Below are 22,485 nucleotides of genomic sequence, written 5' to 3'. Positions count from 1 at the left end.
AAAGAATTGTATATATATGGCCAAATTCAAACAAATCAGACAAACCAGGCATTCTTTTTGAGTTTATTATTAGTCAGCCGAATGCTATAATAGTGATAAAAAAACCTGGAGGAGAAATGAAATCATCGCCTGTACCTAACTGGCTTAAAGTTACATACGGATGCATCGTTGCAGGCTGTATCATTCTTGCTTTGATTTATACTCCGCCTTCAGCGAGCGAAACGGTTAAGAATGCAACCTGGACTGAACTGGTCCTTCAGCCAATTGTTCAGGATCCGCTTAATTTAAAAATCTTCCGGGCTATTTTTTATTTGCTGATTTTAGTGGGATTTTTTTTATTAATACCAGCAGGGCTAGCTACACTGAGAAGATTTAAATTGTTTAATCTGGAAATAGAAGTGGTAGAGAAAGAAGAAGTCCAATCTGCAATAGTGGATTTGGTGGATACCTATGAAGCGAAATCAAATTATATCAGACAGCTAACATCACAAGAAACCTATCAGGTTATTGTGGATTTGTTCGTAGATTCTGCAGGAAAAGTAAATATCCTGGATAGCCTTGCATGGTTTTTAAGCGATATGAAATTAAATTACAAAGAAAACTTTCATAAAAGCATTAATTGGGTTATTTATGAATATAGAGATTTATCCTTCGGCCCTGTTCAGTCGGAGGAAGTAAAACCTTTTAAAGTCACTTCTCAGTCAGAGCATCTACTGCTGACGGCGCTTTCTGAAAATCAGCTTCAGACCTCAAATGGCAGCAGTGTCTTGAACAAGCTGAATTTAATGGTTTTTCCTTTTATAGCAGATCAAATCTCTCATGTAATTGTCATGTATGACTATAAAAATGGTTTTGATGCAATGGATGAGACTATTTTAGAAACCATTTACCGGATGGTGCAGCTGAGTGCTGATGGTATCGAATATTCCATTATGGCAAAGAAGCTGTATGACTTGTTAAATGAACAGGAATAGAGGGGTGTATCACTATGGCTGAGAATCAAGGAACGGGCCAATTTTTAACCGCCCATGAAAAAAAACTTTTAAATGAACTGCAAAATATTGAACTGGAAAGAAGTGAAAAGAGGGAAATTTCCGTGATGATCAAGCAAACCGGACATGCTCCTTCCCATAAAAAACGCAACTTGCGAAATTCAGGCGATAAAAAAAATAATCCTAATGTCCGTCATATTCTTTCTCGCCTGGGAATATAGGAGGGACGCTTAAGCCCGCTGCTCACCTAAAGAGCAGCGGGTTTTTTTTATATATACCAGTAAAAAAGCTGCTTGCAGGTTTTGCACCATTGATGATCGAACTGTATGTTTCAGATTTTCCAAAAAAATGACCGCATGAGAGGAAAACCGGCAAAATATAGGCGCCATAATAAATTATTACCGGTAAGCATATATTATATAAAAACGGAGGCACCTTATGAGTCTTAAGCATGTTATGAACTCCTATTTTTCAGGAACGAAACAAACACATACAAAAAAAGCAAGACAACTAAAAAAAAGGCCAGCAAGCAGGGAAGATTTAAACGGAAAAGCGATTTCCCACCCGCTCATCCACCAGCTGATCGTACAATACTATAAAAAGCGGCAATTTTAACAAGAGCTGAGTACAGCATAATGAACGATTTCATACATAAATCAATGGTGAAGCAGGCTCTTAAACTCTTCTAAAAGATGTACTATCTTGTCCCCATTACTAATACAATGTTATATCTGTTAAAGGAATGGGTGATGAAATGGAATACCTTATTACGAAAGAAATGCTGTCACAATTCATAGAGCTTAACCGAAAGAAAAAGGAAATCGAATTAAATCTGGAGCAATTGAAAAATGTGTTCAATCAATATTTTGATGATGCTTGCGGCAAAAATAAAAAAGGCGAAATGGTCATCAATGAGTTCAAACTGCAGAGGCAAATCAGGACAACCGAAAAGTATGAACCGGAAATAACAGTAAAGAGACTCCAAGAACTCCACTTGGAGGATTTAATTCAAAGAAAGCCTGACGATGCCAAGATAAAATCAGCTCTTCACCTGGGACTCCTCAAAACTGAAGATTTAAAAGATTGCATCAAAAGCAGCTCCTCACAAGCAATATACGTCAAAAAAATAGAGAATGAATAAAAAGCGCAAGCAACGAACAAAGACTAAATACACTGCGTCCTCTGGCCGCATCTATGTTCATTGTCAATAATATGAATGCCAGCCAGGCTCTTGCACTGGCTGCTTTTTCATTTTTGATACAATATTATTTTCATGATAGACCATACTAATCCTGAGTAGAAAAGCATTAAGGATGGAGGTGGAAAATAGATGAGCAATGCTGCAGGAGGTTCTAAAAAAAACAAACCAAATGATGCAAACCATGTGAACGCTGAAACAAAGGCATACCAGCAAAGAATGACTGAAATAAGAAAATCCAGTAATAATGACAGCGGCAAATCTTAAACAGCAAGCAATACACTTAAAGGTACACATGCCCAGGTCAAAAATCCTTTCCTTGCGGACAGCTTAAAAACCATACTGCAGCCTGGCCCTTCAGTCAAATGGGTCTGGCTGTCCATGGTTTAAGATTATATGAAGGTGACTTAGTTGACTTTGCTAACTGTAACAAATATAATTTCAGTATTCTTGTTGGAGAGGAATGATCCTGCGTGAATAGTGAATTTACCATAGCCGTTCATTGTTTAGTGTATTTGGCATATTTGCCTGATCATATGGCAAGCAGCGAGGAAATTTCACGAAATGTTTGCGCAAACCCTGCAAGAATAAGAAAAATAATGAGTTCCCTTAGAAAAAGCGGATTTGTTAAAACCAAAAAAGGCATTGGCGGCGGATATATCTTAGATTGCAGTGCACACGAGGTTACGCTTACAAATGTATACAGGGCCGTTTCGTTTGGTACCATGAAACCTAATTGGATTACTGGAGACCCCAAGCAGGACTGTCCTATTTCCTCGAATACCCAGGCTGTGATGGATCAAATTTTTTGTGAGGCAGAGCAGCAATTTGTGAACTACCTGGAAAGAAAGACAATAGGTGCTGTTTTGAACACAATTAAAAGCGGTCCATGACATACATTTAATCATGCGCGTACTGTATATTATTTTATTACAGTTACTTTTAGTGATTACGGTGTTAATCTGTAGAATATTTTCGGGTTCCCCTGCTTGAATAATAAGGAGCTGGCATTCAAGAGACCGCTCGCGTAGAGCCATCCTTTATTAATCTAAAAAAATCGGGAGGCTAAGGTAATGACTGATAAAAATACTGAGAAGAAAGAACAGATCCTGGGGGCCATGAATTTCAGGCATGCAACTAAAAAATTTGATTCTGAAAAAATAATTTCTAAGGATGATTTTAATTTCATTTTAGAGTGCGGAAGGCTTTCCCCAAGTTCGGTCGGATATGAGCCGTGGAAATTCCTGGTGATTCAAAACCCCGAACTGCGGGCTAAACTGAAGGAAGTTTCATGGGGCGCACAAGGACAGCTTCCGACTGCCAGCCATTTTGTCATTATTTTGGCAAGGAAAAACATGAGATACGATTCAGAGCAAGTAATGAACCATTTAAAAAATGTTAAAAAAATGCCTGAGGATGTTATTAAGGCCGCTTCAGTAAGATACCGCAGCTTTCAGGAAGATGATATGCAGCTGTTTGAGAGTGACCGTGCATTATTTGACTGGGCATGCAAACAAACTTATATTGCATTAGGAAACATGATGACTGCCGCAGCTCAAATTGGAATCGACTCTTGTCCAATAGAAGGCTTTGATTATGCTGCTGTGAACAAAATCCTGGAAGCCGAGGGATTATTGGAAAATGGCCAGCTGGAAGCCTCTGTTATGGCTGCTTTCGGATACCGGGCAGAAGATCCCAAGCGCGCGAAAACAAGAAAAGAAATGAAAGACGTTACTAAGTGGGTCATGTAAATATAGAATTTCCAATATAGAGACACTGGAGGAATACAAACATGCAAGCAAAATATAAACCCTTATTTGAAAGCATTGAACTGCTAAGCGGCATCGCTTTAAAAAACCGTATAGTTATGGCGCCAATGACAAATTTTTCTTCTAACCCTGATGGCACAGTATCCGATGACGAGGTGAAATATTATATTCGCCGTTCAAACGGCGTCGGCATGGTCATTACTGCTTGTACATATGTTACAGCAAACGGAAAAGGATTTCATGGAGAATTTGCGGCTCACACAGATGAGATGATCCCAAGCTTGAATCGCTTGGCATCTGCGATTAAGGAAAAAGGAGCAAAAGCTGTTCTGCAAATCTTCCACGCAGGGCGCCTGGCTATCCCTGAATTAGTTCCTGGCGGCGAGATTGTAGGTGCAAGCGACATTCCTGCTGAGGGTGAAGACAAACCTGTTCCCCGTTCTTTAAATGAAGAAGAGATACAATCCATAGTGAAGGACTTTGGTGAAACCACACGGCGTGCCATTGAAGCTGGATTTGATGGTGTAGAAATCCATGGAGCGAATGGTTATCTGGTCCAGCAATTTTTCTCTCCGCACTCCAATACCCGTGAAGACAAATGGGGAGGCAGCCTGGAAAAACGTCTTGCTTTTCCCTTGGCAGTTGTTGAAGAAGTTCAAAAAACAGTTAAAGAGCATGCAGCAAAACCATTCCTTGTTGGTTACAGATTTTCCCCGGAAGAACCTGAAACACCAGGAATCACAATGTCTGAGACGCTGTATTTAGTTGATGCGCTTGCAGACAAGAATCTGGATTATTTGCATGTATCGCTAATGGATTTCTGGTCAGCAGCAAGAAGAGGAACAGAGGATACCCGCCCACGGATTGAAATGATTAAAGAACACGCTGCGGGCAAAGTGCCTGTCATCGGTGTAGGCTCTATTTATACAGCAGATGATGCAGCTAAAGCTATGGAAACCGGTATTCCTATGATTGCACTTGGAAGGGAACTCATCATAGATCCTGACTGGGTAGAAAAGGTGGAGCAGGGACGAGAAGATGAAATTGTGACAAAAATAGATAAAAACGCCCAAGATGAACTTGTCATTCCCGATCCTTTGTGGAATGCCATTGTCAATACACCGGGATGGTTTCCCGGCGCAGAGTAAAAAAATATAAGGCAATCCGTGTTGCCCGCATATGACAGCCGTTTTCAATGTATATATTGAAAACGGCTTTTTTTCTTGTTTTCGTTTGGAAGATATGGTTTATATGTTTATACATCAGCATATGCTAAAAAAATGCTTGTACAATAAAGAAGGGATGATTTTTGATGAAAACAAACGTGGCTTGGAATGGAAACATGTCATTTACTGGAACTGCACCATCAGGACATGAAATCACAATGGATGCTTCCGAAGAATCGGGAGGAACAAACAGCGGGGCACGGCCCACGGAATTGCTGCTGAATGCATTGGCAGGCTGTACAGGAATAGATATTATTACTATTTTGCAGAAGATGCGATTAAATCCATTGTCTTTTCATCTCGAAGTGGACGGGGAACGTGCAGAGGACCATCCCAAACGATTTACCTCTATTCATATCCATTACTCCTTAGAAGGCGCACTACCGGAAGATAAGGTCATCCGTGCTATCATGCTATCAAAAGATAAATACTGCTCTGTCTCAAAGACACTGTCTGCAAACGTAACTGCAAGCTACTCAATCAATGGTGAAAAGGGAACACAAATGCTTTAACTGAAATTAAATCCACAACAGTTTGAATGCTGTTGTGGAAAATTCATTATTGCTTTTCAATTATTTCTGAATCAACGATGCGAAAATTATGTTTCTCCAGCTTTTTCTGGAATTTAGGCAAATCACGTTGAGCCTCAGCAGATAGTGTAATCATGACTCTTCGAAGCAGTGTGTCTCCATTATCAAATGTATGAATGCCCTCGATATTATATCCTTTAAAGGTTTCAGCAAGTATCAGCATCATACCTTTAAGTTCAGGTACTACAATAGTCAGGCTTAAGCCCCCGGTCTTTACGCCAAATCCGTCACGGAATAAATTCATGATCACACTGTGCGTAATGATGCCTTTAAACCTTTCCTCCGATGAAACCACGGCAAAAAAGGGAAGACGGTCGATATTAAAAACTGCTTTTAAAAGCGTACTGTCTTCTTCAATAAAGGAATTTTTTTCTGTGGCTACATCCAGCACTGAATCTGTATCTTTGCCACCATTTTCATAAAGATGTTCAATAAGATGAACTTTATAAACCTGCCCTTCATAATGATTGTTTTCTTCATTCACAACGGGCACGCAGCGGTAGCCTGATTCTCTTAAAAAAGACAGTGCTTCACCAACCGTATAGGAGCTAGGACAAACTCTCACTTTTTCCTTTGTTACATAATTATTCTTAATCAGCATAAGCTTCTCCCCTTCCTTAAGAGCAATAAAGTTTCTTATAAAGGTATCATAACAGGAAATGGATAAAAAGCACGAAAAAATTGACTTATTTTTAAATTTAAACTATTATGAATTTCGATTTATATTCAGCGTTGTTATTTCATTGGAGGTTTTATTTTGACAGTCAAAAAAATTGATCATGTGGGTATAATGGTAACAGATTTGAAAAAATCAATTTCATTTTACGAAGAAGTAATAGGCATGAAATTAAAAGCGTCTGTACCCCATACAGATGGAATCATCCAGCTCGCTTTTCTTGGATTCTCTGAAGGTGATGAAACGGAAGTTGAATTGATTCAAGGGTATAATGATTCCCTTCCTGAAGAAGGCAAGGTACATCATCTCGCAATAAGCACAGATAAAATAGAGGAAGAATTCAAAAGAATAAAAGATTCTGATATAAAAATGATTGATGAAGATATAACCCTGCTTCCAAACGGCTACCGGTATTTCTTTTTTCATGGCCCAGACGGGGAATGGATTGAATTTTTCCAAAGATAATACATGGCAGCAAAATAAGTGTAACCAGGAGTGCTTCTTAGAAGTGCTTCTTTTTTGTTTTCTGAAAGATAGTATAAGCTATTTATATAGATTTACAGAAAACTCATACAAAATATACATATCTCATGCAAACTTGTTAAATTGTCCTTACAACAGTTTGTTAGCATGAAGCTGTTGCAGGTCAGTCCTGTTAAATTGAAGCTGGGAGTGAATAATTTGCAGAAATTCATAAACATGAGTGAACTTGCTTATCCCGATAAAGAGAGATTTTTGGTTATTACAAACGCTTATCCTCATCAAGACCAGCTATATCGAAATGGATTCATCCATCGAAGGGTACTCTCATATATGGAAGAAGGCAGGAATATAGAGGTCTTTGTCCTTCATCCTTCATTTTCCAAAGCAGAAATTTATATGTATCAAGGTGTAACTGTCTATCGGGGCACTGAAGCAGACTTAAGAATTCTATTAAGCTATAAAGCCCACATGAAATGCTTAATTCATTTTGTGAATCCAAGCATGATTCAAGCAATTAAAGAAGTGAATCAGGGACTCCCGATTGTAGTATGGATACATGGATTTGAAGCAGAAGCATGGCACAGAAGGTGGTTTAATTTCCTGGAAAGCCCCGGCAGTCTCAGAAAAATCCTTGAAATGTCGGATACATATTACCATGAGCAGCTTTCTTTTATGAATTGGCTTTATCAAACGAATGAATTAGATATAACATTTGTGCATGTTTCAAGATGGTTCAAAGAGCATATAGCAGAATGTGATGCAAGAGCAATTTCAAAGAACGCAGTCATCATACCCAATGTCATTGATGACCATCTTTTTGAATATGAGGAGAAGCCGGTGGAAATAAGAAAAAAAATCCTGTCTATCCGGCCCTATGTTTCCCGGAAATATGCCAATGACCTGGCTGTACGTGCTATTTTGGCACTTTCTAAGAAGCCTTATTTCACGCAGCTGGAATTTTCATTTTATGGAGATGGAAAATGGTTTGATGAAACAGTTGCCCCCTTAAGATCTTTTGAAAATGTAACTATCCATCGAGGCTTTTTGCCGCAGGATCAAATTGCCCAATTGCATAAAGAGCATGGCGTTTTTTTGTGCCCGACCCGTTTAGATTCACAAGGTGTTTCCATGTGTGAGGCCATGTCGAGCGGACTGGTTCCCGTATCAACAAATATATCAGCTATACCGGAGTTTGTAGAGCATGATGTGTCAGGGCTCCTAACCCATCCTGAAGATTTTGAAGATCTTGCTGATGCATTGGAGCGGCTTTATTTTAACCCTGAGCTTTTTGCAAGATTGTCGAAGAAAACAGCTCATTCCATCAGGCTGAAATGCTCTAAAGAAACTGTTATTAAAAAAGAGCTGGAGATCCTTACAACTGGAAAGCTGGTGACTGCGTGAAACAAGATAACAATCTTTATTGGAATGAAAGATATATAGAATTGGAGCTGCAAATGAAGGAAATGATGAAAATGGCACTCGATACCATGGAGCGAAAAGAAGAAGAATACAAAATTCATGCAGCACTGAACAGGAAAGAAAACGGCAGGCTGATGCAGCAGCTGGATAAATACAAAAAGATTGATAAAGAAAGAAAAATCCTGAAGCAGGAAAATCAATCCCTCTCAAAAGAGCTTAGAAAACTGAAGCTGCTGGAACATAAATTTAAGGTTACATTTTTCGGGAAAATCACGTTCAAATATCTTGCATTAAAATCGGTTATCAAAGACAAAGTCATGCACCGCAGATAATAAAGGGAGGGTAAACATTGAAACAGCGTATCTTAATGGAAAAGAAAAAAATGAGAATCCTTTTATTTGGTTTTATCAATATGAATTCAATGGACGGTTCAGCAGTATTTATGTCTTCCCTGGCCTCTGTTCTTGCCCAGGATCCAAATATCGAAGTGGACCTGCTGCTGGCACGCCCCCATGTAAGAGATATCCTGCTACAGCCCCTTATGGAACAACAAAATATCAGGATAATCAATCCCTATGAAGATCCGTATTTTATTGCAAAAAGTCCTAAATGGATTCATGATCAAATGATCGACTTTGATTCTGCTGAATCTCTGATATCCCATTATTGGTATAAATATCACTATGACTGGCTTTTTGTAAGAAGCCTTGAAACGGCGGAAAAACTGATAAAACAGCTCCACATCCTGAAACGCACCTTCATATATGCAACAGGGCTGACTCATAAAAGCCAGCATATGAATGATGAGCAATATAGCCGGATTAAAAAATTGTACGATCATTGTGCATACTTTTTATGCCAGACAAAAGAAATGAAGGATTATACGATCAATAAGCTTAAGCTTCATAAAGAAAATAATAGGATAGCTATTCTATCACCAATGATTCCTGATGCAGAAATTGGACAAAATCCAATTATGTCCGGGCAAAGGCTTGTTTATACAGGGAAATTCGATCCTGACTGGAAAACACTGCAGATTATCACAGGCTTCAAGGAAGCAAAGCGGAAGATTCCCGGACTCACTCTTGATGTAGCCGGCGACAAATTCAAACATGATAAAAACAACCCTCTTTTCAAAAAATCAGCTGCCTATCTCCTTCAGCATACAAACGGCCTGACCTGGCATGGAGCTCTTTCCAGGTATGATGCACAGCAGCTGATCATACAGAGCGATGTAGGAATCACCTGGCGAACCGAAGAGATGGACACGAGTCTTGAATTATCCACGAAGCTTTTGGAGTACGGCATCTGCAAAAAAGCAGTGATCATGAATCCGACAAGCATGCACCTCAGGCTTTTTGGTGAAGATTATCCGTTTTATGCTGTTACAGAAAAGGATTTCCGCGATGCCATAGAAAAGGCATTTTCAAGCAGAGAACAATATATATTTGCTGCTGAACGCATGTATGAGACAAGCAGCAGATTCACTTACAAAGAAGTCCTTAAGGAACTTAAGCCCTTATTATGGAGTAAGGATATCAAGAATGCCGTTAACTGCTGACCGAATTGCAAAAAAGTGATTTATCTAAAACCCTGACTGAATTACATCTGAGGTTATAGATAACACCGGCTCTAGCCATAATAGAGCCGGATTTTTTTGATTGTGATACGTCCTTAGAAAGATGGGTCCAGCAATCTTTTTTACTTGTATTTTCTGAACATTCTAAATAGAATAGAAACATACATACTAACTGGTAGGTATGGAAATGTCTGCTTCATGTTTACTGGACCGACAATCATTAGGACCCGGAAGAAGAAGCTGACTGTACAAGGATTTAAAAACCATAAAGAAATGGAGCTGGCTTTATGTATTTGCGTTTATCCGATGAACAAAGAATGGTTCAAAAAACAATCCGCAAATTCGTTGAAAAAGAGCTGATTCCCCTAGAGAATCAAGTTCTGAGAAATGAAAGAGAAGGTAAACCAGGTCTTCATCAATCACAGCTTAGGGAATTGCAGTTAAAAGCCAAAGAAGCAGGTTTCTGGGGCATTAATACACCTGAAGAATACGGCGGAGCTGATATTGGGCAAATGATGCTTGCCATTGTATTGATGGAAGTTTCTAAAACATTTGTACCCTTTCAGTTTGGCGGCTCTGCAGATAATATTCTTTATTATGGAAATGAAGAGCAAAAAAAGAAATATTTGATCCCTACAATAAACGGCGAGAAGAAATCCTGTTTTGCCATGACTGAGCCAGGTGCTGGCTCTGATACCCGGAACATTAAAATGACTGCGGTCAAAGATGGAAACGCATGGGTGCTGAATGGAGAAAAAACATTCATAACAGGCGGGAATGAAGCGGATTTCGTCATGGCCATCGCTATTACGGATAAAGAAATGCATGAAAAAACTGGCCGTGAGGGAGTTACCTGCTTTATTGTTGACAGGGATATGGGCTGGAAATCTGAATACATTGACACCATGGGGGAATGGGGACCGGCAGGATTGGTTTTTGACAACGTCCGAGTGCCTGAAGAAAATATTCTTGGTGAAGTGCACGGAGGATACAAACTTGGACTGGAGTGGATTGGTTTTGCAAGATGGGTCGTCGGGGCTAGGGCAGTAGGTTCGGCTGAAAGGCTTCTTCAAATGGCAATAGACTACTCTAAAGAACGCGAAACATTCGGCAGGCCAATTGCTGATCGCCAAGCAATACAATGGCAGATCGCTGACTCAGCAGTGGAAATTGAAGCAGCCAGATGGCTTGTGCTTAATGCTGCATTCACGCTGGATCAGGGAGAAGATAACCGCCATCTGGCTTCCATGGCAAAACTATATGGAGCTAATATGGGGAATAGAGTTGTTGACCGCGTGCTTCAGATACACGGAGGGATGGGGTATACAAGGGAACTGCCGATCGAGCGCTGGTACCGGGAAGCAAGGCTTTGGAGAATTTATGATGGCACAGATGAAATCCAGCGAATGATCATTTCAAGGAATCTATTAAAGGGGCATGTAAAAGTTGGACAATATGTCTGAAAAAAAGGCGAACCTTGCCTTAAATATCTGACAGAAAAAAAGACAGGAGGAAACATGATGCCAGGAAGATTCGAAGGGAAAACTGCCTTTGTTACAGGAGGCAGCAGAGGAATTGGAAAGGGTATTCTACAGCTGTTTGCACAAGAAGGGGCACAGCTTGCATTCATCGACCTTGATGAAGCGGCCTTGAGCGAGACAGCGGTTGAATTAGAAAAACAGGGAATTAGGGTATATGCCAGAACTGCAGACGTTACAGATGCAACGCAAGTCGAATCGGCTATGAAGGAAGCTTATGAAACATTGGGATCCATTGATATCCTTGTCAATAATGCCGGGGTGATCAGGGACAATCTATTTTTCAAAATGAGTGATTCTGATTGGCAGCTGGTCATGGATGTTCATTTGAAAGGTTCTTTCAATGCTGCACGATCAGCACAAAAATATATGGTTGAACAAAAATACGGAAGAATTATCAATATCTCCTCCACTTCTGCCCTAGGGAATCGAGGACAGGCCAATTACGCAGCGGCCAAAGCCGGATTGCAGGGTTTCACTAAAACCCTTGCCATTGAACTGGGCAGGTATGGAATTACCTGCAATTCCGTGGCACCCGGCTTTATCGAAACAGAAATGACAAGAGAAACCGCCAGCAGACTCGGCATCACCTTCGAACAATTAATAGAAGCAAGCGTAAGCAGTATACCTGCAGGCAGAAGCGGAAAGCCATCAGATATAGCAAATGCGGTAGCATTTTTTGCTGATGAAGCATCTTCCTTTGTCAATGGCCAGGTGCTTTATGTAGCAGGGGGCCCAAAAAACTAAAAAATAGAGGGATGTGCATTTGCCTTGTTCAAAGAATGTATCGGCCGATCATCCAAAAGAGTTAAAAACATTGTAGAGAGCGGGGCTGTCAAAAAATTTGCAGAAGCAATTGGAGATCTTCATCCTATCTATTTTGATGAAGATACCGGATTAAGTTCAAGATATAAAACCAATATTGCTCCTCCCACTTTTCCGCGAGTCTTTGACTACGGGGAAATCGAAGGCATCCATTTGCCAAACAAAGGCCTTATTCACGGTGAACAGGTCTATCATTACGAAAGACCCCTTCTGGCTGGTGAAGAAATTTACTGTTATTCAACAGTAAAAGACTATTATGAGAAAAACGGATCTAATGGAGAAATGGGATTTTTGGTTTTGGAGAGCTTTGGTGAAAGCAAAGAAGGAAGTACCATTTTCTCATCAAAACAGGTTGTGATCATAACAGAAGCGGTCAGAAAGGTTTTGATGGTATGAAGAAACTTGCGGAATTAAAAACAGGAGAAGCACTTCAGGAAATTATGCTCGGCCCTGTCTCAAGACTTGATTTAATTAAATATGCCGGTGCTTCAGGAGACTACAATCCGATCCATACGATTGATGAAGAAGCAAAAAAGGCAGGCTTGCAGGGTGTTATCGCACATGGCATGTGGTCAATGGGCAATTTGGCCAAGCTATTCACACCTTACTATGAAGAGGGATTTATCAGGGATTATAGCATCAGGTTCAGAGAAATGGTATTTATTGACGATGTAATTACCTTAAGGGCTTCTTTAAAGGATAAAAAAGATACTATGCTGCAATTCAGTGTGGAAGCTGTTAATCAAACAGACAAAGAAGTTATCAAGGGCCAAGTTTTTTACCAAATATATTAAATTAGAAGATTATGACAGCGCTGTCATCAGGCGGAAGCATCTTTGAAGTTACACACTAGCGGAGGATGATGCCTTCATCCTCTTCCGCTATAAAAGGAGGGGCAATATGAATTTTGAGTATTCCAGCAAAGTAAAAGACTATCAGGCAAGACTTGAAACATTCATGATCGATTACATATACCCTAATGAAAAACTTTACAATGATCAGATCGATAAGGAAAACAGATTTTCTTCCATTCCCCCTATTATGGAAGAGCTGAAAGAAAAAGCAAAAGAAAAAGGCCTTTGGAATCTTTTTCTGCCAGATGGCGGCGCCTCACTATCCAATCTGGAGTATGCACCACTTTGTGAAATTATGGGACGTTCAAGCATAGCTCCGGAGGTCTTTAATTGTGCTGCACCAGATACAGGAAACATGGAGGTTCTCAGCAGGTATGGTTCTGAAGAACAAAAAGAGCGCTGGCTGAATCCATTATTGTACGGCGAAATCCGGTCTTGTTTTTCCATGACAGAGCCTGATGTAGCTTCATCCGATGCAGCAAATATCAAGGCAAGCATCACCCTTGATGGTGATGAGTACGTGATTAACGGAACCAAATGGTGGTCATCAGGAGCCGGTGACCCGCGCTGCAAGATTGCCATCGTAATGGGCAAAACCAATCCTTCTGCCCCCAAATATGAACAGCAGTCAATGATTCTTGTTCCTCTTGGAATAAAAGGTGTAAAAATTAAACGGACACTGTCTGTTTTTGGTTATGACCATGCACCGCATGGTCACGCTGAAATCCAATATGACAATGTGCGTGTGCCAGCTTCCAATATGATATGGGAAGAAGGAAAAGGGTTTGCAATAGCACAGGGAAGGCTTGGGCCTGGAAGGATCCATCATTGTATGAGAACGATAGGAGCTGCAGAAAGAGCTCTTGAAGAGTTATGCAAACGGGTGCTTAATAGGCAGGCGTTTGGAAAGCGCCTTTCAGATCAGGGAGTGATCCAGGAATGGATTGCTGAATCGCGAATGGATATTGAACAAGCCAGACTTCTTACATTGAAGGCGGCATATATGATGGATACAGTAGGCAATAAAGAAGCAAAAGCAGAAATAGCCATGATTAAGGTTGCTGCGCCAAATATGGCATTGAAGGTTCTCGACCGGGCCATTCAGGCGTACGGTGCCGCTGGTGTTAGCGATGATTATGTCCTTGCTTCCAGCTGGGCCAACATACGGACCCTGCGATTGGCAGATGGGCCAGATGAAGTCCACAAAAGAGCCATTGCACGCTATGAGCTCAAAAAACACATCTAAACAGGCTATTTGATTTTCTTAAGAAAAGGAGGAAGAGAGCATGCACGTGAGAGAACTATTTGATCTGTCAGGAAAGGTAGCTATCGTTACAGGAGGAGGAAGAGGGCTCGGCCTCCAAATAGCAGAAGGCTTTGCTGAGGCGGGGGCACATGTAGTGGTTTGCTCCAGGAAAGAAGAAGCCTGTCTTGAAGCCAGCCAGTCATTAAAAAGTCTCGGCATTCGCACCATGGCTATTAAATGCGATGTCACCAATCCAGAAGATGTTGAGCATGTAATAGGCAGAACCTTGGACGAATTTGGGGCAATTGACATATTAGTCAATAATAGCGGTGCTTCATGGGGGGCCCCTGCAGAGGAAATGCCTCTTGATGCCTGGGAAAAAGTGATGAATGTCAATGTAACGGGAACCTTCCTTATGTCTCAGGCTGTTGGCAAAGTAATGCTGCAGCAAAAATACGGAAAAATCATCAATATCGCCTCTGTAGCCGGAATAAAAGGCTCTGACCCGCGGTACATGGACGCTATCGGCTACAGTTCCAGCAAAGGAGCTGTAATTGCATTTACTAAAGACCTTGCAGTCAAATGGGGTCCCAGGGGTATTTATGTCAATGCAATCGCACCGGGATTCTTTCCTACCAAAATGTCTGCAGCTCTAATAGAAAAAGGCGGCAATGCCATATTGGCAGGCACTCCCCTCCGCAAGTTCGGCTCAAATCACGATTTAAAAGGTGCCGCACTATTTCTTGCATCTTCTGCATCTGATTTTATAACTGGAGAGACATTGATCGTTGATGGCGGATCACATGCCATGTAGCTTTTATGAAGTTCAATTTTAAAGAAGCTAACTGCAAAGATATTAATAAATTCCCGCAATCTATATAAAAGGAAGAGCCTCTATCGGAACTTACGCGCAGCACCAGCAGAAAACATGAGAGGATCATAGCTTATGAAGCAAAAAATTATTGAAGCAAGCATACACCTTTTCGATGGACAGGGATTCAAGGAGACTTCCATTCAGGAAATCGTGGAAAAAATAGGTGTGACAAAAGGAACGTTTTATTATTATTTCAGCAGCAAACAGGAACTTCTTAAGGATATTCATCTAGGCTATATTGATGATCTTATTATCGAGCAGGAAATGATTATTAATGAACCCGGGTTAAGCTGTTCTGATAAACTTCACAAAATAATCTATATGGTTATCTCAAATATCAAATCCCAAAAGAAAAGTGCACGGATATTTTTCAGGGAAATGCGTCATTTAAGTGATGAGCATATGAAGCAAATCAAACATAAACGCAATGTTTTTCGTGAAAATTACCAAAAACTGATTGAACAGGGCATATCATCAGGGGAATTTTCGGATGAATACAGGGCAGACATGCTTACATTCGGAATTTTAGGCATCACGAATTGGAGCTATAACTGGTTCAACCCAGAAGGTGAACTGAGCGAAGAAGAACTAGCCGATGTCTACACAGGCATAATTTTGAAAGGAATTAAAAGAAGCTGACTGCTGTGTTACCGGCATAATGAAAGAATTTCTTAGTATTACATGCAAAGGAGCTGTAGCCATGACTTCAGATGTCATCCCTGTCAAAAAAGGCGAAGAACTGGATAGTGCAAAATTGGAAGACTACTTAAAGAGTTCTTTAAAGGATTTACCCGATAGCCCTTTGGTTATCGAGCAGTTCAATGTAGGCCGTTCCAATTTAACATATTCCCTGAAAGCGGGAGACTGGGAGGGAGTTCTGCGCAGGCCGCCTCTCGGACATTTGGCGCCAAAGGCCCATGATGTAGAAAGAGAATATCATATATTAAAAGAAATACAGCCTCATTTCCCCGCTGCCCCAAAGCCTTTTCTATTCGCAGACCCAAGCTTACTGGGATATCCTTTTTTTATTATGGAAAGAAAGCATGGAGTAGTGCTTGACACAGGTTTCCCTGACAATTCAGCGGCAACGCCTGAACTGTGCCGTTTTATATCAAGGGCCATGGTAGATTCGCTTGGATCTTTACACTCTATTAATTATAAACGCACCAAGCTTCCAGAGATGACAAAGCCGGATGGTTTCCTTGAACGACAGGTACATGGCTGGATCAGCCGCTATCACCGTGCCGCCACGGACGAAATTCCAGGCGCACTTCAGCTTATGGACTGGCTGGCCAGCCACATCCCTATTTCACAGGAGCCGGTTGTCATACATTATGATTATAAACTGAATAATGCCATGTTTAATGAAGATCTTACGGAAATGATCGGTCTTTTTGACTGGGAAATGGCCACAGTCGGCGATCCGCTGGCTGACCTTGGTGCTGCGATGAGCTATTGGATTCAGCATGATGATCCCCCTCTTTTGAAGAAGGGACTGGGAGATATGCCAATAACCGCACAACCTGGATTTTTGAGCAGAGATGAATTTATCAAGGCTTATAGCAAAAAAACAGGAAGAGATGTTTCTGATATGAACTTCTACTTAACTTTCGCTTACTTCAAGCTTGCCGTTATTTGCCAGCAAATTTATTTCCGCTGGAAGAAAGGCCAGACACTGGATGTGCGCTTTGCTAATTTAAACGTATTTGTTAAGACACTCATTCAGCATGCCTGCCATGTGTCCTCAAATAGGATATAAACAATGGGATGAGGAGCGCAGTTTATGGCCAAAATACATCTTTTGCTCAAAAAAGAAGAAATAGACAAGGAAAAAAACATGGAAGATAAAATTGCTGTTGTATTTGATATCCTGTTAGCTACATCAACGATAACTGCTGCACTCACATTCGGGGCAGCTGAAGTCATTCCTGTCCAAAATGGTGATGAAGCAAGGAAAGAAGGGGCAGGAAGGGCGAATGACAGCTATATCCTTTCAGGGGAGTACGATGGCAAGACCATCGATGGGTTTCTATCGCCAAATCTAATGTCTCTTAAGGGAGCGGTGATGGGCAAGACCGTCATTTTATCCACAACGAACGGAACTGTAGCAATCAGGAATTCTTCTTCAGCAAAAAGCGTTTATGCCGCATCGCTGATGAACAGCCAGGCAGTTGCTGATCATATTCTAAAGCTTCACGAAAATGAAACAATCCTGCTGATATGCTCAGGGTCATCCGGAGAATTCAACATCGAGGATTTTTTTGGAGCCGGACACTTCATTGACTGTCTGCTTGAGAAAGATATAAAGAAGTGGGATCTTACCGATGCTGCAAGAGCGGCATATCTCTTTTATTGCGGAAACAGTAATAAAGCTGGCATCATATTAAAAGAATCAAGAGTGGGCCGGATGCTGTCGGAAATGGATTTTGAGGAAGAAATTGAATTTACAGCTTCTAAGAACATTTTTCAGTCTGTTCCTCTGTTAAAGGACAATAGTTTTTGCCTGCCATGACAAGATCCTCTGTTTAAAATCTCTATAAAATGCTATGATAACTCTGTTTTGGCCTTATTATAACAAAGGAGAGTTATCACGATGATAAAGACTTTCAATTTATTATTCACTGCAGGAACATTATCTGCACTGCTGCTGAGCGGCTGCTCCGGCACTGAATACCAGGGTTCCAGATCAGAACCTTCCCAGCAGGAACAAAAATCAAGCGTTGCCCCTCCCGAAACTAATGCGCCGGCAAACTCCAAAAAAACTGCTGAAGTGCAGGAACACACTAAAAAAGGCAGGCTTCCTGCTGCGATAGTAAGAGCTATTGACGGAGACACTGTAAAAATTAAACTTAACGGAAGAGTGGAAACGGTCAGAATGCTATGCGTCGATACACCTGAAACGCATCATCCGCGCCTTGGCGTACAGCCTTTTGGACTAGAGGCAGCACAATTCACGAAGAAAATTCTTTACTCTGGCCGAAAGATAGAAATAGAGCCGGGCATCAATATGGGCAGGGACAAGTACGGCCGATTGCTTGGCTATATTTACACGGACGGTAAAATGTTTAACGAAACTCTTTTAGAGAAAGGTCTTGCTCGTGTAGCCTATATTTATCCGCCAAACACGAAATATACCGGCCAGTTTTATGCAATCCAAAAGAAAGCACAGCAAAAGAGAGCTGGAATTTGGTCCTTAGAGAACTATGCTACAGATAAAGGGTTTGACACAAATGCTGCAGAAACTGCCCTTGACAAAAAAGGAACCAGCCGTGCTGCACATCAAAACTCTAAACCTTCAGTGGATCATTCATTGAACAGGGCATGTGATATTAAAGGAAATATCAGTTCGAGCGGCACAAGGATTTATCATTTGCCCGGACAGCATTTTTACAATGCAACAAAACCCGAAAAAATGTTCTGCACGGAAAATGAAGCGGTTAAAGCAGGATTCAGAAAATCACAGCAGTAATTGCAATGTTCAATATGGTTTACTCCGGCCATTTTGTTTATAAGGATTGAAAATACACTAGTATGGGAATCTATACAGTAGATGAACAATTTTCGCTGTATGGAAAGGAGAAAGAAAAATGGAACAAATAGAAACAGGCAAGGTGCTGCAGGTCGAGGATGAAAATGGCGGGAAACAGGATGTTGAAGTCCTGGGAACAATCAATATTACTGGTACAGAATATGCCGCTGTTTCCCTTGTGGAAGATATTCAGGAAGTTTCAAATGAGGATATTGATGTATTTTTTCTTAGAGTCGGCAGAGATGGAAATTTGACATCGATCGAAAGCGATGAGGAATTTGAAAAAGTATCAGCGGCATTTGATGAAGTTATGGCCGATCAGGAAGACTGAAAACATTTAGAGAAGGTATAGATCCCTTCTCTTTTGTTTTAACTGCTGGAATTAATTTCATTTGGGTATCTGGAAAATTTCTCTTTATATTTCTTCGAAAATTCAATATATTTGAAATAGAACCTAATTTTAATGCCTATGATATCACGCTAATAGGGCAGTATGCCTAAAGAAGGATGGGGAAAAAATGGATGGGGATTTTTTTGCGGATTATAAAGACTATATCGTTTTACCCGAAGAGCCAAACAGCAGCAAGCAGGGAACATTTGACCCAAAAGATTTTGAAGCCTTTTATATTCTGACTTTAACGCTTAATGATTCTCTCATTGCAAGCTGGTCGGAGGCTGAAAGATATGAAATAGACGCAAATAACAGCCTTGAAAAAGTACTTGAGGAATTTAACCGCAATCATAAGGATTTATTCCATCTTCAGTCACTGGAGTTTGACAGTGATAAGCCTTATTTTGTACTGGCATTATCCTGCAGGTCAAAAATCGAAGAATCAGAAGCTGAAACGGTTTTATGCAACATTGTTGAAAAGATGCTGACAAATCCTTTTTACATTGGACAAAATTGGTACAAATTCATCGGTGAAAAGGGCAGGATCGAGCGAAAGCTTTTTCTTTACTCTTATAAAGAATATAAACAGCACTCAAAGATTTTATAAGATTAACCTGGTATACATACTAGTTCCATGCAAAAGTCATTGTTCCTGTTATAGCTTCTTAATAAAATGTATTTATTATGTAACCCTGCAGAAAAGAAACTGCAACGAAGTATTGATAATATTTTAGGAATGGAAGTTTATCAATATGTACATAATGATTCAGTTAGGGAGATGGAACATGGAATCGCATGTGAAAAAATCACTGGAAGAATGGAAAGAAGAAATAAGCAATCTATTAAATGAGATTGAAATAGAGTATGAAGAAGTCAAACGCGAGCTGCAGGTGTACTCCTATAAGTTTAATATCACTAAGCAGGTGGTCCAGTCAACAATCAACGACGAAATCATCCGAAATATAAAAGAGCTGTATCATAAGCCTTTTGAAACAAAAGTGAACCAATTGAAAGATACCATAAAAGATCTGGAAGAAAAAAAGAAAGTGTTTCAGATGTTTGTCGATAAAATCGATAAAATCAATGGCAGAGATGAACATAAACCGTATGCCCCAGCTCAGTAAAGGCTTTTTAAAGAGCTTGCGGCTGCGGCTTTTTTTTCATCTTTTGAATATTCCATTTGAAGCACTGCCCGTAAATCGCCCTTTTAGCACCGATTTCAAGTATAATGGAGCATAGTCAGATTTTGCATATGTTATTTCATTGAGAAAATACTACATATAAGTCCGATAATATAAAAAAACGAGGTTTTTACATGAATGAAAGAAATTTTGCGGATTATCATTTAAGTGACGAAATTAAAAGAGCTTTGACTGTATTAAAGTATGAACAGCCTACAGAGGTTCAAGGTGAAGTAATACCAGATGCATTGAATAACAAGGATCTTGTTGTAAAATCCCAGACAGGAAGCGGCAAGACAGCGGCCTACGCGATTCCTGTCTGCGAAAACGTCATTTGGGAAGAAAAGAAGCCACAGGCACTTATTTTGACTCCAACAAGAGAGCTTGCTGTCCAGGTCCGGGATGATATCACGAATATCGGCAGATTCAAACGCATTAAGTCTATGGCAGTTTACGGAAAAGAACCTTTCGCTAAACAAAAAGAAGAACTGAAACAAAAAACACATATTGTCGTCGGCACACCAGGACGTGCAATGGACCATATCGAAAGAGGAACATTGGATTTAAGCCAAATCAGGTATCTGGTTATTGATGAAGCCGATGAAATGCTAAATATGGGGTTTATTGATGAAGTAGAAGCGATTATCGAAAAGCTTCCTTCAAATAGAGTGACGATGGTATTTTCCGCTACATTGCCTAAGGACGTTGAAAATCTTTGCCATAAATATATGAAGGATCCTGTTAATGTTGAAATTGAAGCGGCTGGGATTACAACCGATACAATCGAACATGTTTTAATTCAGACGAAAGAGCATCATAAAATTGCTTTGCTTAAAGATGTAACTGTGGTTGAAAATCCTGAAAGCTGCATCATCTTTTGCAGTACAAAAGCAAACGTGGATAAAGTTTATGCTGAATTGGAAGAAGCCGGATATTCATGTGAAAGACTTCATGGAGGACTGGAGCAAGAAGACAGGTTTGCTGTGATGGATGGTTTCAAAATGGGGAATTTCCGCTATCTTATAGCAACAGATGTAGCCGCAAGAGGTATTGATATCGATAATGTCACTCTTGTCATTAACTTTGATGTTCCTATGGAAAAGGAAAGCTATGTACATCGCACCGGAAGAACCGGACGTGCCGGCAAGAAAGGAAAAGCGATTACGTTTGCAACATCATATGAAGAAAAGTTCGTAAAATCCATTGAAAGATACATCGGCTTCCACCTGAATGTTAAAGAGGCCCCAGCTACAGGAGAAGTTGAAAGAAGCAGAGCGGCTTTTGAAGAAAAAATCAGCGGGCGCCGTGTTGTAAGAAATAATAAAACAGCACGTATCAATCAGGATATCACCAAACTGCATTTCAACGGCGGAAAAAAGAAAAAAATCCGTGCTGTCGATTTTGTAGGAACGATTGCAAAAATCCCTGGAGTCACTGCAGACGATATTGGAATCATTACTGTTCAGGATACATTGTCATATGTAGATATCCTTAATGGAAAAGGATCTTTGGTCCTTCAGGCAATGGAGAACACTACCATTAAAGGCAAGAAGCTGAAGGTCAGCAAAGCAATTAAATAAAAGAGGAAACGGACGGCAGCGGGGTGATAGAGCTGCCGTCCGTTTTTTTACAGCAGCATGAATTTATCAAATTAAATAACCAGGACGAATCATTAACGAAATACTTTGATGGATTAATTTAATAAGATAAGGCTCTTTATGGATTTACTGCATGATTCTACAATAAAAAAAGCACCTAAGGTATAAAAAAGAAGCCAATTCACGTAAGGGAACTGGCTTTTATAAGAGGAAGTTATTAATTATTGGGAGCGATCCGGTTCCTTTAAGAAATATAGGATAATAAATGCCGATATACCAATTTCCTCTAGAATTTCTCCTCCTTCAAAAAGTTTTAAAAGTCCCTCTCCCTGCAGCTATTAAGACAGCCAGCATTATTATGTGAACCAGGTTTCATCACTCATAAAATCCTGCATTGGTTGGTTAAGCCGAGAAGAAAGCTGCCACCTATATCAAGTTGTTTTTCCTTCTATTTGGAGCAAATCTATTTTTACTTTAGTCATCATAGGCGTTAATAAAGTGTGATATCCCAGTGCAA

Annotated in this window: 28 protein-coding genes; 27 read left to right on the top strand and 1 reads right to left on the bottom strand. The window is 40.3% G+C overall.

Annotation, left to right across the window (positions count from 1 at the left end; genetic code table 11):
* Positions 1 to 116: 116 nt before the first annotated feature.
* The 9 genes from ACN6MY_RS13340 (at position 117) to ACN6MY_RS13300 (ending at position 5,697) form a co-directional block, all read left to right on the top strand.
* Positions 117 to 974 carry a hypothetical protein gene (locus ACN6MY_RS13340; protein WP_419880628.1) on the top strand — a complete coding sequence of 286 codons (858 nt, stop codon included), beginning with the start codon at positions 117 to 119 and terminating at the stop codon, positions 972 to 974.
* 14 nt (positions 975 to 988) lie between these two features.
* Positions 989 to 1,213, top strand: coding sequence for a hypothetical protein (locus ACN6MY_RS13335; RefSeq protein WP_090990080.1), 225 nt, complete (start codon positions 989 to 991; stop codon positions 1,211 to 1,213).
* A 217-nt stretch (positions 1,214 to 1,430) separates the two neighbouring features.
* Entirely contained in the window at positions 1,431 to 1,607 is a 177-nt protein-coding gene (locus ACN6MY_RS13330) for a hypothetical protein (protein ID WP_419880627.1), read from the top strand.
* Positions 1,608 to 1,746: 139 nt separating this feature from the next.
* Positions 1,747 to 2,133 carry a hypothetical protein gene (locus tag ACN6MY_RS13325; protein WP_419880626.1) on the top strand — a complete coding sequence of 129 codons (387 nt, stop codon included), beginning with the start codon at positions 1,747 to 1,749 and terminating at the stop codon, positions 2,131 to 2,133.
* A gap of 189 nt (positions 2,134 to 2,322) precedes the next feature.
* Positions 2,323 to 2,457 carry a hypothetical protein gene (locus ACN6MY_RS13320; protein WP_419880625.1) on the top strand — a complete coding sequence of 45 codons (135 nt, stop codon included), beginning with the start codon at positions 2,323 to 2,325 and terminating at the stop codon, positions 2,455 to 2,457.
* Between the two features lie 206 nt (positions 2,458 to 2,663).
* The gene (locus ACN6MY_RS13315) at positions 2,664 to 3,083 is read left to right on the top strand and encodes an RrF2 family transcriptional regulator (RefSeq protein WP_419880624.1); all 420 of its coding nucleotides are present in this window, start codon (positions 2,664 to 2,666) and stop codon (positions 3,081 to 3,083) included.
* Positions 3,084 to 3,263: 180 nt separating this feature from the next.
* Positions 3,264 to 3,941, top strand: coding sequence for an NAD(P)H-dependent oxidoreductase (locus tag ACN6MY_RS13310; protein ID WP_419880623.1), 678 nt, complete (start codon positions 3,264 to 3,266; stop codon positions 3,939 to 3,941).
* Positions 3,942 to 3,982: 41 nt separating this feature from the next.
* A complete protein-coding gene (locus ACN6MY_RS13305) occupies positions 3,983 to 5,107 on the top strand; it encodes an NADH-dependent flavin oxidoreductase (protein WP_419880622.1) in 1,125 nt (374 codons plus the stop codon).
* A 164-nt stretch (positions 5,108 to 5,271) separates the two neighbouring features.
* Positions 5,272 to 5,697: an OsmC family protein gene (locus tag ACN6MY_RS13300; protein ID WP_419880621.1), complete on the top strand. Its 426-nt coding sequence runs from the start codon at positions 5,272 to 5,274 to the stop codon at positions 5,695 to 5,697.
* A 46-nt stretch (positions 5,698 to 5,743) separates the two neighbouring features.
* On the opposite strand, the gene ACN6MY_RS13295 is transcribed toward ACN6MY_RS13300, so the two are convergent.
* Positions 5,744 to 6,376 (bottom strand): CBS domain-containing protein, encoded by a 633-nt coding sequence (locus tag ACN6MY_RS13295; RefSeq protein WP_419880620.1) that lies wholly within the window; start codon positions 6,374 to 6,376, stop codon positions 5,744 to 5,746.
* Between the two features lie 156 nt (positions 6,377 to 6,532).
* On the opposite strand from ACN6MY_RS13295, the gene ACN6MY_RS13290 reads away from it, so the two are divergent.
* From ACN6MY_RS13290 to ACN6MY_RS13205, 18 genes are all read left to right on the top strand, one after another.
* Positions 6,533 to 6,916, top strand: a complete 384-nt coding sequence (locus ACN6MY_RS13290; protein WP_419880619.1) for a VOC family protein — start codon at positions 6,533 to 6,535, stop codon at positions 6,914 to 6,916.
* A gap of 216 nt (positions 6,917 to 7,132) precedes the next feature.
* Positions 7,133 to 8,335, top strand: coding sequence for a glycosyltransferase family 4 protein (locus ACN6MY_RS13285; RefSeq protein WP_419880618.1), 1,203 nt, complete (start codon positions 7,133 to 7,135; stop codon positions 8,333 to 8,335).
* On the top strand, positions 8,332 to 8,685 hold the full coding sequence (locus tag ACN6MY_RS13280; RefSeq protein WP_419880617.1) for a hypothetical protein: 354 nt from the start codon (positions 8,332 to 8,334) through the stop codon (positions 8,683 to 8,685). Before ACN6MY_RS13285 ends, ACN6MY_RS13280 begins: the two co-directional genes overlap by 4 nt.
* A 17-nt stretch (positions 8,686 to 8,702) precedes the next feature.
* The gene (locus tag ACN6MY_RS13275; RefSeq protein WP_419880616.1) at positions 8,703 to 9,914 is read left to right on the top strand and encodes a hypothetical protein; all 1,212 of its coding nucleotides are present in this window, start codon (positions 8,703 to 8,705) and stop codon (positions 9,912 to 9,914) included.
* Positions 9,915 to 10,219: 305 nt separating this feature from the next.
* A complete protein-coding gene (locus ACN6MY_RS13270; RefSeq protein ID WP_419880615.1) occupies positions 10,220 to 11,395 on the top strand; it encodes an acyl-CoA dehydrogenase family protein in 1,176 nt (391 codons plus the stop codon).
* Between the two features lie 57 nt (positions 11,396 to 11,452).
* Positions 11,453 to 12,217, top strand: coding sequence for a 3-oxoacyl-ACP reductase FabG (gene fabG / locus ACN6MY_RS13265; protein ID WP_419884167.1), 765 nt, complete (start codon positions 11,453 to 11,455; stop codon positions 12,215 to 12,217).
* Positions 12,218 to 12,241: 24 nt separating this feature from the next.
* Positions 12,242 to 12,691, top strand: a complete 450-nt coding sequence (locus ACN6MY_RS13260; protein ID WP_419880614.1) for a MaoC family dehydratase N-terminal domain-containing protein — start codon at positions 12,242 to 12,244, stop codon at positions 12,689 to 12,691.
* Entirely contained in the window at positions 12,688 to 13,089 is a 402-nt protein-coding gene (locus ACN6MY_RS13255) for a MaoC/PaaZ C-terminal domain-containing protein (RefSeq protein WP_419880613.1), read from the top strand. Before ACN6MY_RS13260 ends, ACN6MY_RS13255 begins: the two co-directional genes overlap by 4 nt.
* Positions 13,090 to 13,195: 106 nt before the next feature.
* Positions 13,196 to 14,395 (top strand): acyl-CoA dehydrogenase family protein, encoded by a 1,200-nt coding sequence (locus ACN6MY_RS13250; RefSeq protein WP_419880612.1) that lies wholly within the window; start codon positions 13,196 to 13,198, stop codon positions 14,393 to 14,395.
* Between the two features lie 40 nt (positions 14,396 to 14,435).
* Positions 14,436 to 15,209, top strand: coding sequence for an SDR family oxidoreductase (locus ACN6MY_RS13245; RefSeq protein ID WP_419880611.1), 774 nt, complete (start codon positions 14,436 to 14,438; stop codon positions 15,207 to 15,209).
* A 132-nt stretch (positions 15,210 to 15,341) separates the two neighbouring features.
* Complete coding sequence (locus ACN6MY_RS13240) at positions 15,342 to 15,908, top strand: TetR/AcrR family transcriptional regulator (RefSeq protein WP_419880610.1); 567 nt, start codon at positions 15,342 to 15,344, stop codon at positions 15,906 to 15,908.
* Positions 15,909 to 15,969: 61 nt separating this feature from the next.
* Entirely contained in the window at positions 15,970 to 17,028 is a 1,059-nt protein-coding gene (locus ACN6MY_RS13235; RefSeq protein WP_419880609.1) for a phosphotransferase family protein, read from the top strand.
* A gap of 24 nt (positions 17,029 to 17,052) precedes the next feature.
* Entirely contained in the window at positions 17,053 to 17,781 is a 729-nt protein-coding gene (locus ACN6MY_RS13230; RefSeq protein ID WP_419880608.1) for a 2-phosphosulfolactate phosphatase, read from the top strand.
* An 81-nt stretch (positions 17,782 to 17,862) separates the two neighbouring features.
* Positions 17,863 to 18,738 (top strand): thermonuclease family protein, encoded by an 876-nt coding sequence (locus ACN6MY_RS13225; protein ID WP_419880607.1) that lies wholly within the window; start codon positions 17,863 to 17,865, stop codon positions 18,736 to 18,738.
* A gap of 118 nt (positions 18,739 to 18,856) precedes the next feature.
* A complete protein-coding gene (locus ACN6MY_RS13220) occupies positions 18,857 to 19,129 on the top strand; it encodes a DUF1292 domain-containing protein (RefSeq protein ID WP_071350924.1) in 273 nt (90 codons plus the stop codon).
* A gap of 187 nt (positions 19,130 to 19,316) precedes the next feature.
* On the top strand, positions 19,317 to 19,796 hold the full coding sequence (locus ACN6MY_RS13215) for a hypothetical protein (protein ID WP_419880606.1): 480 nt from the start codon (positions 19,317 to 19,319) through the stop codon (positions 19,794 to 19,796).
* A 178-nt stretch (positions 19,797 to 19,974) separates the two neighbouring features.
* Positions 19,975 to 20,313: a hypothetical protein gene (locus tag ACN6MY_RS13210; protein WP_071350926.1), complete on the top strand. Its 339-nt coding sequence runs from the start codon at positions 19,975 to 19,977 to the stop codon at positions 20,311 to 20,313.
* Positions 20,314 to 20,504: 191 nt separating this feature from the next.
* Complete coding sequence (locus ACN6MY_RS13205) at positions 20,505 to 21,950, top strand: DEAD/DEAH box helicase (protein WP_419880605.1); 1,446 nt, start codon at positions 20,505 to 20,507, stop codon at positions 21,948 to 21,950.
* Positions 21,951 to 22,485: the final 535 nt, after the last annotated feature.

The organism is Peribacillus sp. B-H-3 (genome assembly GCF_048572925.1).
Lineage (GTDB): Bacteria > Bacillota > Bacilli > Bacillales > DSM-1321 > Peribacillus.
Note: the sequence above shows the minus strand (reverse complement) of the source record. Positions and strands in the feature narration are given on the sequence as shown.

Bases quoted from the DNA above. Each gene is read 5' to 3' on its own strand.
- ACN6MY_RS13330 (WP_419880627.1), top strand. From the start codon at position 1,431: ATGAGTCTTAAGCATGTTATGAACTCCTATTTTTCAGGAACGAAACAA.
- ACN6MY_RS13210 (WP_071350926.1), top strand. From the start codon at position 19,975: ATGGAATCGCATGTGAAAAAATCACTGGAAGAATGGAAAGAAGAAATA.
- ACN6MY_RS13310 (WP_419880623.1), top strand. From the start codon at position 3,264: ATGACTGATAAAAATACTGAGAAGAAAGAACAGATCCTGGGGGCCATG.
- ACN6MY_RS13205 (WP_419880605.1), top strand. From the start codon at position 20,505: ATGAATGAAAGAAATTTTGCGGATTATCATTTAAGTGACGAAATTAAA.
- ACN6MY_RS13320 (WP_419880625.1), top strand. From the start codon at position 2,323: ATGAGCAATGCTGCAGGAGGTTCTAAAAAAAACAAACCAAATGATGCA.
- ACN6MY_RS13245 (WP_419880611.1), top strand. From the start codon at position 14,436: ATGCACGTGAGAGAACTATTTGATCTGTCAGGAAAGGTAGCTATCGTT.
- ACN6MY_RS13335 (WP_090990080.1), top strand. From the start codon at position 989: ATGGCTGAGAATCAAGGAACGGGCCAATTTTTAACCGCCCATGAAAAA.
- ACN6MY_RS13250 (WP_419880612.1), top strand. From the start codon at position 13,196: ATGAATTTTGAGTATTCCAGCAAAGTAAAAGACTATCAGGCAAGACTT.
- ACN6MY_RS13270 (WP_419880615.1), top strand. From the start codon at position 10,220: ATGTATTTGCGTTTATCCGATGAACAAAGAATGGTTCAAAAAACAATC.
- ACN6MY_RS13340 (WP_419880628.1), top strand. From the start codon at position 117: ATGAAATCATCGCCTGTACCTAACTGGCTTAAAGTTACATACGGATGC.
- ACN6MY_RS13220 (WP_071350924.1), top strand. From the start codon at position 18,857: ATGGAACAAATAGAAACAGGCAAGGTGCTGCAGGTCGAGGATGAAAAT.
- ACN6MY_RS13225 (WP_419880607.1), top strand. From the start codon at position 17,863: ATGATAAAGACTTTCAATTTATTATTCACTGCAGGAACATTATCTGCA.
- ACN6MY_RS13230 (WP_419880608.1), top strand. From the start codon at position 17,053: ATGGCCAAAATACATCTTTTGCTCAAAAAAGAAGAAATAGACAAGGAA.
- ACN6MY_RS13300 (WP_419880621.1), top strand. From the start codon at position 5,272: ATGAAAACAAACGTGGCTTGGAATGGAAACATGTCATTTACTGGAACT.
- ACN6MY_RS13325 (WP_419880626.1), top strand. From the start codon at position 1,747: ATGGAATACCTTATTACGAAAGAAATGCTGTCACAATTCATAGAGCTT.
- fabG (WP_419884167.1), top strand. From the start codon at position 11,453: ATGCCAGGAAGATTCGAAGGGAAAACTGCCTTTGTTACAGGAGGCAGC.
- ACN6MY_RS13305 (WP_419880622.1), top strand. From the start codon at position 3,983: ATGCAAGCAAAATATAAACCCTTATTTGAAAGCATTGAACTGCTAAGC.
- ACN6MY_RS13295 (WP_419880620.1), bottom strand. From the start codon at position 6,376: ATGCTGATTAAGAATAATTATGTAACAAAGGAAAAAGTGAGAGTTTGT.
- ACN6MY_RS13255 (WP_419880613.1), top strand. From the start codon at position 12,688: ATGAAGAAACTTGCGGAATTAAAAACAGGAGAAGCACTTCAGGAAATT.
- ACN6MY_RS13215 (WP_419880606.1), top strand. From the start codon at position 19,317: ATGGATGGGGATTTTTTTGCGGATTATAAAGACTATATCGTTTTACCC.
- ACN6MY_RS13235 (WP_419880609.1), top strand. From the start codon at position 15,970: ATGACTTCAGATGTCATCCCTGTCAAAAAAGGCGAAGAACTGGATAGT.
- ACN6MY_RS13240 (WP_419880610.1), top strand. From the start codon at position 15,342: ATGAAGCAAAAAATTATTGAAGCAAGCATACACCTTTTCGATGGACAG.